This is a genomic window from Coprococcus eutactus (assembly GCF_001404675.1).
Lineage (GTDB): Bacteria > Bacillota > Clostridia > Lachnospirales > Lachnospiraceae > Coprococcus > Coprococcus aceti.
The window spans coordinates 90424-103660 of the sequence record NZ_CYXU01000001.1; the positions used below are offsets into that span (position 1 = coordinate 90424).

Genomic DNA, 13237 nt, shown 5'->3' on the forward strand with positions numbered 1-13237 from the left:
TGTTATGATTATTTTATCGGCTTTCCGATAAAAGTTCTAGTGGATAGGGCGATGTGCAAAAAAAGCATATTGCAAATTTATTGCATGGAGGAGAAAAATGAAATACATCAAAATCAATGAAAACGGAATTCATATTGTATTTGGAATTACAGATAAAAATCAGATCAAATTGCTGCATTTTTCAAAAGCAGAATTTGATGAAAATGATATTTGCAAATTTGGAAAGGAATGTAAGGCAGAAGATCTGGTAAGAAAAGAGCAATTTATCGATGAGGCTTTTCAACTTGTACAGGTAAACCTTGCCGGATATAATCGCCCATATGAAAAGCATGGAAATAAACATATTTGTACAGCACCGGGATATTTATTGACCTATGCGGGGATGGAAGACAGTTGGAATGAGATTGGACGTAAGATAACCATTTATCAGGAAGATAAGGAAGAGACACATGTCCGCGTAGAAACAAGAATGCAGTTTTATAAGGGCACTTCTATCGTTCGTATGGTCAATAAAGTAATCAATGAAGGCGATAGTACACAGTGTCTGGAATATCTATCTTCATTTTGCTATACAGGAATTGAAAAAGAGGGAAAAAGCAATTCCGATGCGAAAATGAGAGTGCGCATTCCTTATAATGGATGGCAGAAAGAGATGAGTATCAAAGAATATAAGTTCGGAGATGTAGGACTGGCGCAAACACAACCCGGGGTATACCAGCGTACTTCACAGGTGCTTGAAGTATCGAATACCGGAAACTGGTCTACGAAGAAGTATTTACCATTAGGGTATGTAGAAAATACAGAGGCACATACAAGCTTATTCTGGCAGATTGAACATAACGGTTCCTGGCATTATGAGATCAGTGATCAGAATACGCATTTTTATGTCTGTGTCAGCGGACCGACCGAAGTACAGTCTCACTGGTTCAAAAATCTCGCGCCGGGCGAATCATTTGAATCGGTACCGGTTGCTGTGGGTGTGGCAGATGACAGCTTTGAAAAAGCAATGGGTGAGCTGACAAAATATCGCCGTATGATTCGAAGACCAAATAAAGATGATGAGAATTTACCGGTTATTTTCAACGATTATATGAATTGCCTGTTTGGTGATCCGACAACGGAGAAAGAACTTCCGCTGATTGATGCGGCTGCGGAATGCGGTTGTGAATACTATGTGATAGATGCCGGTTGGTATGCTCCCGGAGAATGGTGGGACAGTGTCGGCGAATGGCAGGAAAGCAGGGAGCGTTTTCCGAATGGAATTAAAGAAGTAACAGATTACATTCGTCAAAAGGGAATGATACCGGGCGTCTGGCTGGAACTTGAAGTGATGGGAATCAATTGTGAGAAAGCAAAGAATGCTCCGGATGACTGGTTCTTTATCCGTCATGGAAAGCGTGTATATGACCGTAGCAGATATCAGCTCGATTTTAGAAATCCGGAAGTCATCGAACATGTCAATGAAGTGATCGATCGGGTAGTCAAAGATTACGGAGTGGGATATATCAAGATGGATTATAACATTGAACCGGGCATAGGTACTGAACTTGGCGCGGAAAGTGTGGGGCAGGGACTGCTTGAACATGAAAAAGCATATCTAAACTGGCTTGATGATGTATTTGCACGTTATCCGGATCTGGTAATTGAAAACTGTTCCAGCGGAGGCCTTCGCATTGATTATGCGTTGCTCTCCAGATATAGTATTCAGTCTACATCGGATCAGGAAGATTACCGGAATTATGCGACGATAGCAGCAAATGCTGTGGCAGGAGTTACTCCGGAACAGGCGGCAGTCTGGTCGTATCCGATGCGCCAGGGAGACAAGGAAGAAGTAATTTATAATATGATAAATGCCATGCTGCTTCGTATTCATCAGAGTGGTCATTTGGCACAACTTCCGCCGGAACGTCTTGCATTAGTGAAAGAGGGAATTGCCTGTTATAAGACGATTCGTCAGGATATCAAATATGCGATACCTTATTGGCCGATTGATATTGCTGACAATGAGGATATGTGGGTATGCGGAGGCCTTCAGCTTGAAAACAAAGCATATCTTGCAGTATGGAAGCGGCAAATGGAAGGAAAAAATAATGACAGGTACATGAAAGCCGGCATAAACTGCACAGATGATAGTTTGTCCATACCATTGGACAGTATTCCTTTTATCAGAGACGATATGCAGGTATCCTGCATTTATCCTAAGAAGGAACCGGTTGATTTTGAATTCAAAGGAAATGTATTAACGGTGCATTTTAAAAAGCCTGTTATGGCAAGACTTTTTGAATTAAGAAAGGGTATTGTTTAATAAGGCGGAATCTGATTCATCGTTTTGAATTTTATAGATTCCACTTGTAGATGTTTGAAAATGTGATACTGGAAAATGAAACAATAGAGGACGCAGAATTTGTTGGCTGTGAATTTAAAAAATGGTATTTGTTGTAAATAAGGACAAGTGGATTAATATTCAATTTGGAGGAATAACATAATGTCAAAAGATGAGTATTTGATCACAGATGCACCGCTTAAAGCGCTGACAGTCTTTGCAATGCCTATGATCTTGGGCAGCTTTTTTCAACAAGTGTATAATATGGCTGATTCAATAATAGTTGGCCAGTATGTCGGATCATCTGCACTTGCGGCTGTTGGCGCATGTGCCGCTCTTACAAATGTATTCATTTGTGTGGCACTCGGTGCCGGCATAGGTGCGGGCGTGCTTGTGAGCCGCTATTTTGGAGCCAGGGATTATAGTAAAATGAAAACAATAGTATCAACATCGCTGATAAGTTTTATGGTTTTGAGTATACTTTTGGGTGTATGTGGTCTTATCTTTTCACGTTCGATGATGACGCTGCTTCAGACACCTGCTGACATACTGGATGAAGCGGTGCTGTATCTTCGTGTTTATTTTGCCGGATTTCCATTTTTGTTTATGTATAATATTCTTTCAACAATGTTCAATTCAATCGGTGAATCAAAGATACCGTTGGGCCTTTTGATATTTTCTTCTGTCTTGAATATTGTTATGGATCTTTGGATGGTGGCAGGCCTCGGCCTTGGCGTTTTCGGTGCAGCTCTTGCAACTCTCATTGCTCAGGGAATATCCGCAGTGTTTTCACTGCTGATTTTTCTTTGGCGTATGCGCCAATATAAAGGCCGTTTTGATTGGTTTGACAGGCACGAGTTACATTTCATGCTTAGAATTGCCGTACCATCGGTTCTTCAGCAGTCCACAGTGTCGATTGGTATGATGATCGTTCAGGCAGTTGTAAATCCATTCGGTACACAGGCACTTGCAGGTTACTCAGCAACGATGAGGGTAGAGAATGTTTTTTCACTGATATTTGTATCCATTGGAAATGCAGTTTCACCGTATGTTTCTCAGAATCTTGGCGCAAAGAAAATCAAACGTATCAAAAAAGGATATCGGGCTGCGTTGGTGTTGGATGTGTGCTTTGCGATCATCGCATTTATAGTCATTGAAACACTGCATACTCAGATTTCATCTTTATTCCTTGGCAAAGATGGAACCGCTTTGGCATATCAGGTGTCTGGGGGTTATATGAGATGGCTTGGCTACTTTTTCATTTTCATGGGAATCAAGATGGCAACCGATGGGGTTCTTCGAGGACTTGGGATCATGCGCCCATTTCTCATTGCAAATATGGTCAACTTAGCGATCCGTCTGTCAGTTGCCCTGATTTGTGCGCCCCGTTTTGGTATCGAATTTGTCTGGCTTGCGGTGCCGGCGGGATGGCTTGCAAACTTTCTGATCTCTTATATGGCTCTCAGAAAGTCGTGGCCGATTGATTGTAAAGAAGTATGAGTAAGACTGACATTATCAGGGACAGGATGAGACGTTTGCTTTATCCTGTCCCTGAATTTAGTTATTTATCCTTGCTATCAGCATCAATCACTGATTGGATCTGTTTCATGAGAGAGTCGTAGTTAGCCTGATCGTCGATCCCTCCAAGCATAGGCTCTCCGACAATATTACCATTTCTATCGACTAGTATGGTTGTAGGAAATGCCATGATGTCGGAGGCATATTTGCCTATGCTAGAATCAGAGTCAACGGAGATATTGCGGTATTTTGCACCCTGACTGTCAAGAACGGCTGCGGCTTCCTTGATAGCATCTTCGTTTCCGTCAAATGTCTCTGTGTTGATACCTATTACCTCGCCGCCCATCGATTTGATGGCATCATTTAATTCATTAAGCTTGGACAATTCTGCGACACAAGGCTTGCAGCCGGTAAACCAGAAATTAACGACAGTTACTGCATTATTGGAAAACAGGCTTTCGTCAACAGAATTACCGTCAAAATTCTTGCCGGAGAAACTCTTGAAAGGCGTGATTTCTTCGGAACTGTCGTTCTGGTCGGTGCTATCTGATCCTGTATTATTATTTTCGATTTCGGATATCTGCTTTTCAATCTGTCTGATGGTTTCAATATCATCGTTAAGTGTTTTAAGTTCATCATCTGTAAAGGATTCCTTGTTTGATTCAACGGCGCTGGCCAGATAATCGGCATAATCTCCGCTTGGATCAGCGCTGCTTTTATTCATCATGCCAAATACCTTGTTCCATACATCCTGGTGATCTGCAAAGATCTGGTTCTCCTGTTGATATAAATCATCCAGCTTCGTGTTTGAATCGTCCGCAGCTTCAGTGGTGACTTCTGCCTGGGTTTTTGGTGAACTCTCAGTTGTGGCAGATCCTGATCCGTTACATGCCGTGAGAGATAATGCTGCACAGAGAGTGATAATAGATATTAATGTTTTTTTTGTCTTCATAAATAATTGCTCCTTTAAATAATAATTTAGATAATATTAGTGTGGCTGATTGTTACACGTTGGTTTTGGAAGATTGTTCATGTCCCTTTTGGGAACATGGCTTTCCCATAAACTGATAGTGAATCGCATCTTTTGGACATGCCTTCATACATGCTCCGCATCGTATGCATTCCGGATGATTTGGTGTTTTGCATACATCTACATCCATTTTGCATGCCTTTGAACACTTACCGCATCCGACACATTTGCTGCTTTCAACCTTGATACTCATAAGGCTGACCTTGTTGAATAATGAGTAGATTGCGCCGAGAGGACAAATCCATTTACAGAAAGGTCTGTAGAACAGAATACTCAGAACGACAACTGTAATTAAAATAAGGCATTTAAAAGAAAACAGCTTTCCAAGTGCAGAGCGTATAGCTGCATTTCCAAGTGAAAGTGGTATAGCTCCCTCCAGAACACCTTGTGGACAAATATACTTACAGAAGAACGGGTCTCCCATTCCTATGGAGTTCGTTACAAGCATCGGCAGGAGTATAACGAAAACAATAAGGATTATATATTTCAGGTATCTTAGTGGTTTCAGCCTGGCTGTGGAAAACTTTTTTCCGGGAATTTTGTGAAGCAGATCCTGAAACCATCCAAATGGACACAAAAATCCACATATAAATCTTCCGAGGATCACACCGATTAAAATGAAAAAACCGGTTATGTAGTAAGAAAATTTAAATTTGGACGATCCGACGACCGCCTGAAATGCACCTATGGGACACGCTCCTGTTGCAGCAGGACAGGAATAACAGTTTAGTCCCGGTACGCATACTGTTTTTGCTTTGCCCTGATAGATCTTGCCTTTAAATAAATTGGGGATGTGAATATTGGTAAGCAGCGTGGCTGCTGCCTGTATCCATCCGCGTATTCTGGCTGTTTTTTTTGACAGTGATTTATTCTTATCCAATTCCTACACACTCCAGACATAATTTTATTGCTTTGCTGAGCACGGCAGCCGCTTCACCTCTGACTGCACCATAGCTGATCATTGCTATACCCGTGATGAGTAAAATGATCTGAGATATTTTCCCGTACTTCAAGATATTGTAGCTCCTTTCATGATTGTGTTTGTTGACCAGCTGACTTTGGTATTATACAATAGCTGTTGTAAAATTTTTGTTAAGAAGGATTTTTGTTAAGAAACAGGTGACAGTTTTGAGATTATTGATAGTTGAAGATGAGAAACAGATATGTGATATGATTGCGAAAAGTCTGTATGATGTCGGGTATGAGGTGGATACCTGTTATGACGGAGAAGAGGCTCTTGAATGCATTCTGTCAGAGGAATATGATCTGATCGTTCTGGATCTGAATCTGCCAGGTGTGGATGGAATGGAGATTTTAAAGGAACTCAGACAGAAAAATGAGGAGACAAAGGTTATCATATTATCTGCAAGGGGACAGATCGCGGATAAGGTTGAAGGGCTGGATGCGGGTGCAAATGATTATATGGAAAAGCCATTTCATTTGCAGGAGCTTGAGGCACGTATCAGAAGCCTTACAAGAAGAAAATTTGTACAGAAGGATGTATGTCTGGAAAGCGGCGGGATAAAGTTTGATACGATAAAACGTGAGGCATACGCAAAAGGAGAGAAGGTTCCCCTTACAAGAAAAGAAAATGGAATCCTGGAATATCTGCTTCTTAATCTGGGCAGACCGGTAAGCCAGGAGGAATTGATGGAGCATGTCTGGGATGCTTCGGTTGACAGCTTCAGTGGAGCGATCAGAGTACATATGTCTTCGCTGAGAAGAAAGCTTAAGGCAGTGCTTGGATATGATCCGATTTTGAACAAGGTGGGAGAAGGCTATAAAATACGAGAGGAGTCCGACAGATGAAAAGAATGTCGCTGCAGTGGAGGCTTACCTGTATAATCACATTATATATTGCGCTTATATGTGGATGCCTTACTTTACTTGTCTATAAAAATGGCGTGTATTATATTGATTCTCTGCAAGAAACCGTTGATGCCCAGGGAGATGATAATGGGAGTGGTACTGATGAAATATATATCAGTATTCCGGAGGATAAGTGGGATGAATTTGCAAATGATTTTTCTGTTAAGGTGTACAATAATAAGGCAGATTACAAGAAAAACAGCCTGATAATTTCTGCCTTGCTGGCCCTGCTTGGCGGAGTAGCTACATATTTTATAAGTGGGCATGCACTAAAGCCGATCAGTGAGTTTTCTGATAAAATTGAAGAGGTACAGGCACAGAATCTGGCGGATTCACGAATAGAAGAAAACAATGTTAAAGAACTGAACCAGCTCAGCGTTTCATATAACAAGATGCTTGAACGCCTCTCGGATGCATTTGAGATACAGAGACAGTTTACTGCAAATGCAGCACATGAGCTCAGAACTCCACTGTCTTTAATGCAGATACAGCTTGATTCATATAATTCTTCCCGGCATCCGGGAGATGATGAAGTCACTCTGCAGACGATAAAGATGGTAACTGAACAGAATGATAGACTCAGCAAAATGGTAAAGACACTTCTTGATATGAGTGAGCTTCAAACTGTGAGCCGGGATGATAAAATAATGGTCGACGCGCTTGTTGATGAGGTATTGGCGGATCTGGAACCTCTTGCACAGGAAAAGGATATAGAACTTATTGGAGAATGTACGGATGTAACGATGATAGGAAGTGACATCCTTATTTACAGGATGTTATACAATCTTGTTGAGAATGCTATAAAATATAACCGCACAGGAGGACGGGTTACAGTGACAGCGCGTCAGAAGGAAAAACACGTTTACCTGTCAGTAGAGGATACCGGAAATGGTATCCCGGAAGAACTGAAGGATCGCGTGTTTGAACCTTTCTTTCGCGTGGATAAATCCAGAAGCCGTGAGCTTGGTGGCGTAGGACTGGGACTTGCTCTTGTCCGCGAGATCGTGATAGTGCATGATGGCAATATTGCAGTTAAGTCTAATCCGTCTGGAGGAACGATTTTTGAAGTCGTTTTATAAAGTGAGCATTACAGCCGTTACATATAACAGACTTACCCACTTACTTTCCGGTAACAGCATATTGGCTGTCATACATAGCCTTAAGATTTTCGTTGGAATTGAATTTTTCTCCTATGCAGAATTCTTCAGACCATGTCATGTAGTATGCCCATGGAGTGTGTGACTTCTCCAGAAGATGTATATCCGGTATATATCCAACTTCGGTAAGGGCGGCAACCTTGTTCGGAGAGGTAGCTTCTACAAGCTTTGTGTATTCTTCACTGTAATCGGTTGCTGTGTATTCCGGCAGATATATGTCCATGGAGACAATATCAACGAAGTCATCTCCAGGGTATACGCCTTTTGTAGGACAGTTCCATACCCATATAAGGTTGTTGATGTTCAGTACATTTGTATAGTAGTCGAACATGAGTCTGTAGAGCTTTGCCGCAACAGCAGGACCTTTGGCACCCCACCAGAACCAGGTGCCCTCGGACTCGTGGAAAGGTCTCCACAGAACCGGGATATCTTCAAGCTGGAATCTTCGGAGTTCCTTTGCGATGATGTCCATATCGTGGTAGAAAGCATCACGTTCTCTTGTTCCTGGAATGAGCACCTTTTCAGCGTCGAAGTCAGTGTGCTCTGTGTAGAAACTCTTGTCACGACCTCCAATCGGAGAGAACCAGTGAAATGTGAAAGTGACAATGCCATTTGTTTTCTTTGCCCATTCGAGAGCGGTGTCAAGGGTATCCTGATTTTCATATACCTCTGTGAGACATTCTGCGGATGCATCATTATAGTTTATGTTTGGCGAGTATCCAAGCAGCTCGAAACCTCTGAGTGCCGGACATTTGCCTGTCTGTTCGTATATATAGTCAATCTCCTCCATAGAATTGGTCTGTGTGTGCTGACCTGTTATTATCTTTTTACCAGAAATCTCCGATAAATAATCCAGCAGATTCTGTGCTGAATGCGATATGTGCTTGTTTGCTGCTTTCTGCATCTTATTTTCTCCTTCATTAGTATGTGTTTGATATGCTTTTATCATATACAAATAAATGTAATAATTGTATTATATAAAGAGCAAAAAATAGTATAAACCTATCATGATACAACTTGGATCGTAGGGGGAGACTGCTATGGAAATATTTGAGTACATTGATGAGATGAAACAGCCATATGATATATTTTACACAGATTGTGTGCATTCTGAATTGCACTGGCACTATTACAGTGAGATGCTTTATATAGTCAGCGGATCTATCCGGGTGATCTGCAATGATGGAGAGACGGTTCTCAGAAAAGGGGATATGTGCTACCTATATCCGCTGCAGCTTCACAGTATAAAGGCGGATAAGACCTGTACGGAATCGGTGAAGTATGCGGTCATAAAGTTTAATATGTATACACTGGGCATTCCCCAGACTTATATAAGGAAAATGTATGATTGCTTTGTATACAGGACGGAGACTACAGATTTCTGTATGGTTATAAGGTCTGAAAAACTAAAAGAAAGTATGGCAGATATTGTTCAGGATATATTTGAGGAGTATACGGAAAAACGGGAGATGTACATGCTTGCGGTTCAGTCTGGGATATATAAGCTGCTCATCATCATGGCAAGACAAATGAAAACAAATGGAGATTTTAAGTATAAGAGGTCGGATGGTGATGTGTATTTCAATCACATACTGGAATATATAGATGCGCATTCGTCAGAACAGATTGAGGTTAAAGATCTGGCAGAAATGTGCAGTATGAGTTATTCACACTTTGCCAGATCATTTAAGGCTCGTTATGGAAGATCGTGTAAGGAATACATATTGTATATAAGGCTCAATAAGGCGCAGAACATGCTGCTGTATTCGGATTATTCCATGGAATATATTGCGCAGGAAAATGGCTTTTCGGACAGCAGTTATTTTATCCGGGTGTATAAAAAATGGAGGGGGATCACTCCGAAACAGGAAAGGATGCAGAACAGACTTTAGTATCCCAATAGGGTGCAAATGAAACAGACTCACATGTGATCGAGACACAAGTGAGTCTGTTCATAAACCGATTATATTGTTGCCGTTGCGGACTTTGCACGGCTGATTTTATTTCCCCCGAATTTTCGTCTCAGCTGTTTCATAACCCACAGGTACGCAGGTATCAGGAAGAGATCAGCACATACCCATGCAAGCGGACTTCCTAGTGATACGCAGATGAAACCGAAATGAGGCACCAGCACGAAACCGGCAACAGAACGGGCAATCATCTCACATATGCCTGCAAGTATGGCGAAAGTCGAGTATCCAAGCCCCTGTATCATGAATCTTACGATATTCACAAGAGCCAGGAATATGTAGAATGCGGCGTTGATAACTACGAATTCATATATGTAGCCGATAAGCTCAATCTGTTCCTTCTTTACAAAGAGAAGTGCAAGCTGCTTTCCGAATACGATGGAGAAAGCCAGAGCCACGAGGGCATATATGATTCCCATCTTGATACAGGCTTTAAGTCCCTGATCAACACGGTCAAGACGTCTGGCACCAACATTCTGACCTCCGTATGTTGCCATGGTGGAGCCCATTGCATCGAAAGGACAGCACATGAACATGGAAATCTTGCTTCCTGCTGATACGGCTGCAACATATGTTGAACCCATATCATTGACTGCGGTCTGAAGAATGACACTGCCTATGGCGGTTATGCTGTACTGCAGTCCCATAGGCAGACCCATACCGCAGAGCTTAAGGCAGTGACGCATGCTGAATGTCCAATCCTCTTTACTGAATTCAAGATACTTCAGTTTCTTTGTCATGTATATCGTACATATGATTCCTGACACTGCCTGTGAAGCTACTGTGGCAACTGCAGCTCCGGCGACGCCCATAGGAACAACAAGTATAAGATCAAGTATTATGTTGACAATTGATGAACCCACAAGGAATATGACAGGTGTGATACTGTCTCCGAGTGATCTCAGTATTCCGGCAGTCAGGTTGTAGAGAAATGTTGCCGGTATTCCGAGAAATATTATAAATATGTATATGTATGCGTCATCGATGATATTTGAAGGGGTTCTGAGAGCCTTGAGTATCTGCATTGTGAATATACTTACAGCCACAGTTATAACAGCAGCCAGTGCAACGGATGACCATATACTGTTGATTATATAAGCCTTAAGAGCCTTGAAATCCTTCGCACCGTAAGCCTGTGCAACAGGGATTGCAAATCCGTTGCAGATTCCTATACAGAAACCGAGTATCATGAAGTTGATGCTTCCGGTGGAACCTACCGCCGCCAGCGCGTCAGTCCCAAGCTTCTGCCCGACTATGACAGAATCTACCATATTATAAAACTGCTGAAATATCAGACCAAAGAGAAGGGGCAGACCAAAGTTCAATATAAGCTTTGAAGGCTTTCCTTCAGTGAGGTCTTTTGTGCCACTGATGCGCGCGATAAAATTCTTCATGTGATTCACCTCTCAAAAATCTAGTTGTTTGTTTATAAATTGCTTGTTTTCACGATATCGTGTGTTTGCTAGTTAATCACCTTTTAATGATTTTATATATGGAAAAAAGGTGATTAAACGTGGTAAAATGTAAACACTTTTGTAATGCTGGAAACTTGATATATATTAGTCTCTGAACTAATATAAGTATAGTCGTAAAAGTGATGAAAAAAGAGAAAATAATTGTGCATAAAGCGCATGGATACGAACCAGGGTAATGTCGATAACGATAATGACCTGGCGGGGGATATGGAATGAGCAGAGATAGCGATAAAAAAAATAATAAAAAAAAGAACGATAAAAAGATTGGCAAGAATAATAAAACGGGCAGAGAAGAAATCAGAAATATAAATAGTATGAACGGTGGCACAGCAAAATCTTACAGGCAGAAAGTTCTTGTGAATCAGGCAGGAAAGCTAGTGGATGAGCTTGAGCGGGCGAGACGAGAGGAGCAGGAGTCCCAGATTGATGGAATAATCAGACAGAAGGTTATCAAGAGAAAGAATACCAGGGCTGCCTATCGTATTGTGGGAATAGTATTTATACTGATTGGAATCGCGTGTATGTGGTGGGCCATGGGAGGTCACTACAGGTTTTTGAAGGCGGCGGTTTCTATAGCAGCCATGGCATATGGGTTTTATATTGTAAGGGCGTCATTCAGGAGTGCAGCATATGATGCTACATATTTGTTTGGACAGGACAGGATAACGATACTTCAAAAGGGTGGAAGTAAGATCATACCATACGAAGCAGTGACGGGTTATACAATGATAGAACCAGATCCTGAGATGAAGTATTATATTTTAAAGTTCGACAGGGGGAAGGAGAGTTATGTAGTGCCGTTTGCCGGGGCGAAGGCAAAATGTGAATCAGTGTACAATATTTTCAGAGAGAAGGTAAGAACAGATGAAAAAGAAAATTCTTGAAAAACTCCAGAGTACGGATGGTTTTGTATCAGGACAGGAATTATGTGAGCTGCTGGGTGTGTCAAGAACCGCAGTGTGGAAAAATATACAGGCTCTGAAAAATGATGGATATGTCATAGAAGGAGTTAATAATAAAGGCTATAGGTTGGTTAGCGTTCCTGATGTCATGTCTGAGGAAAATATATCGAGGCACCTCAACACGAAGACATTTGCAAGAAAACTCTACTACTATGATGAAACTGATTCAACAAACACCCGCGCTAAGATTGTTGGTGAGACGGATCCTGTACACGGCGCATTGTTTGTTGCAAATGAGCAGACGGCAGGGAAAGGCCGGAGGGGACATAGCTGGAATTCAGATAAGGGAACAACGATATCCATGTCGTATCTGCTAAAACCGGATATAGATATCTCGTGCGTATCCAGGATAACTCTGGTGTCGGCGGTTGCACTTGCAAGAGCATTCGGCAAAGTGGAAGGTGTCAAGCCTCAGATAAAGTGGCCCAACGACGTACTTTCAGATGGAAAGAAGCTTGTCGGAATACTTACAGAGATGAGTTCAGAGGGAACTGATATTAGTTATGTTGTCGTGGGAATTGGTATAAATGTATATAACCAGAGTTTCCCGGAGGACATTGCGGACAAGGCGACATCAATTCTTCTGGAGAACGGCAGGGGATGTGACAGGTCATGGTTCATAGCGCAGGTGTCAAATGAGTTTGAAAAACTATATGATGAGTTTGTAAAAAATAAAGATCTGGGATTTCTTGTTGATGAGTACAACAGTTATCTTGTGAACAAGGATAAGCAGGTATATGTCATAGAGGGAGATCAGAAAACTGAGTATACAGCCTTGGGACTTTCCCCGGATGGCGGACTCCTTGTCAGGGATGCTGATGGAGCTGTGCGCGATATAATATCAGGTGAAGTGTCCGTCAGAGGCATATATGGATATGTATGATATATGATAAACATTCATTTGCATGTCAGCATATGGGGCTTAATAATATT

The 13237-nt window shown here is 41.7% G+C and carries 12 protein-coding genes; 7 read left to right on the forward strand and 5 right to left on the reverse strand.

Annotation, left to right across the window (positions count from 1 at the left end; genetic code table 11):
- The first annotated feature begins 97 nt into the window (after positions 1–97).
- Positions 98–2305, forward strand: coding sequence for a glycoside hydrolase family 36 protein (locus tag ARA78_RS00445; protein WP_055143885.1), 2208 nt, complete (start codon positions 98–100; stop codon positions 2303–2305).
- 180 nt (positions 2306–2485) lie between these two features.
- Positions 2486–3823 (forward strand): MATE family efflux transporter, encoded by a 1338-nt coding sequence (locus ARA78_RS00450; RefSeq protein WP_055279819.1) that lies wholly within the window; start codon positions 2486–2488, stop codon positions 3821–3823.
- A gap of 61 nt (positions 3824–3884) precedes the next feature.
- Here ARA78_RS00450 and ARA78_RS00455 read toward each other — a convergent pair whose 3' ends face one another.
- From ARA78_RS00455 to ARA78_RS00465, 3 genes are read right to left on the reverse strand one after another with little or no spacing between them, the layout of a single operon-like run.
- Positions 3885–4793, reverse strand: a complete 909-nt coding sequence (locus ARA78_RS00455) for a redoxin domain-containing protein (protein WP_055273621.1) — start codon at positions 4791–4793, stop codon at positions 3885–3887.
- A 52-nt stretch (positions 4794–4845) separates the two neighbouring features.
- The gene (locus ARA78_RS00460; protein ID WP_055273619.1) at positions 4846–5751 is read right to left on the reverse strand and encodes a 4Fe-4S binding protein; all 906 of its coding nucleotides are present in this window, start codon (positions 5749–5751) and stop codon (positions 4846–4848) included.
- The gene (locus tag ARA78_RS00465) at positions 5744–5887 is read right to left on the reverse strand and encodes a CD1871A family CXXC motif-containing protein (protein WP_055223724.1); all 144 of its coding nucleotides are present in this window, start codon (positions 5885–5887) and stop codon (positions 5744–5746) included. The genes ARA78_RS00460 and ARA78_RS00465 overlap by 8 nt, the downstream gene beginning before the upstream one ends.
- A gap of 154 nt (positions 5888–6041) precedes the next feature.
- Here ARA78_RS00465 and ARA78_RS00470 point away from each other — a divergent pair, with 154 nt between their 5' ends.
- On the forward strand, positions 6042–6680 hold the full coding sequence (locus ARA78_RS00470) for a response regulator transcription factor (protein ID WP_238045940.1): 639 nt from the start codon (positions 6042–6044) through the stop codon (positions 6678–6680).
- Positions 6677–7819 carry a HAMP domain-containing sensor histidine kinase gene (locus tag ARA78_RS00475; protein WP_055273617.1) on the forward strand — a complete coding sequence of 381 codons (1143 nt, stop codon included), beginning with the start codon at positions 6677–6679 and terminating at the stop codon, positions 7817–7819. Before ARA78_RS00470 ends, ARA78_RS00475 begins: the two co-directional genes overlap by 4 nt.
- A gap of 40 nt (positions 7820–7859) precedes the next feature.
- Here the strand turns inward: ARA78_RS00475 and ARA78_RS00480 are convergent, their stop codons facing one another.
- Entirely contained in the window at positions 7860–8801 is a 942-nt protein-coding gene (locus tag ARA78_RS00480) for a glycosyl hydrolase (RefSeq protein WP_015533237.1), read from the reverse strand.
- Between the two features lie 136 nt (positions 8802–8937).
- On the opposite strand from ARA78_RS00480, the gene ARA78_RS00485 reads away from it, so the two are divergent.
- On the forward strand, positions 8938–9789 hold the full coding sequence (locus ARA78_RS00485) for an AraC family transcriptional regulator (RefSeq protein WP_022217166.1): 852 nt from the start codon (positions 8938–8940) through the stop codon (positions 9787–9789).
- A gap of 71 nt (positions 9790–9860) precedes the next feature.
- Here the strand turns inward: ARA78_RS00485 and ARA78_RS00490 are convergent, their stop codons facing one another.
- A complete protein-coding gene (locus ARA78_RS00490) occupies positions 9861–11261 on the reverse strand; it encodes an MATE family efflux transporter (RefSeq protein WP_055273615.1) in 1401 nt (466 codons plus the stop codon).
- A gap of 293 nt (positions 11262–11554) precedes the next feature.
- Here ARA78_RS00490 and ARA78_RS00495 point away from each other — a divergent pair, with 293 nt between their 5' ends.
- Positions 11555–12226: a hypothetical protein gene (locus tag ARA78_RS00495; RefSeq protein ID WP_242849630.1), complete on the forward strand. Its 672-nt coding sequence runs from the start codon at positions 11555–11557 to the stop codon at positions 12224–12226.
- Complete coding sequence (locus ARA78_RS00500) at positions 12207–13187, forward strand: biotin--[acetyl-CoA-carboxylase] ligase (protein WP_055273613.1); 981 nt, start codon at positions 12207–12209, stop codon at positions 13185–13187. Before ARA78_RS00495 ends, ARA78_RS00500 begins: the two co-directional genes overlap by 20 nt.
- Positions 13188–13237: the final 50 nt, after the last annotated feature.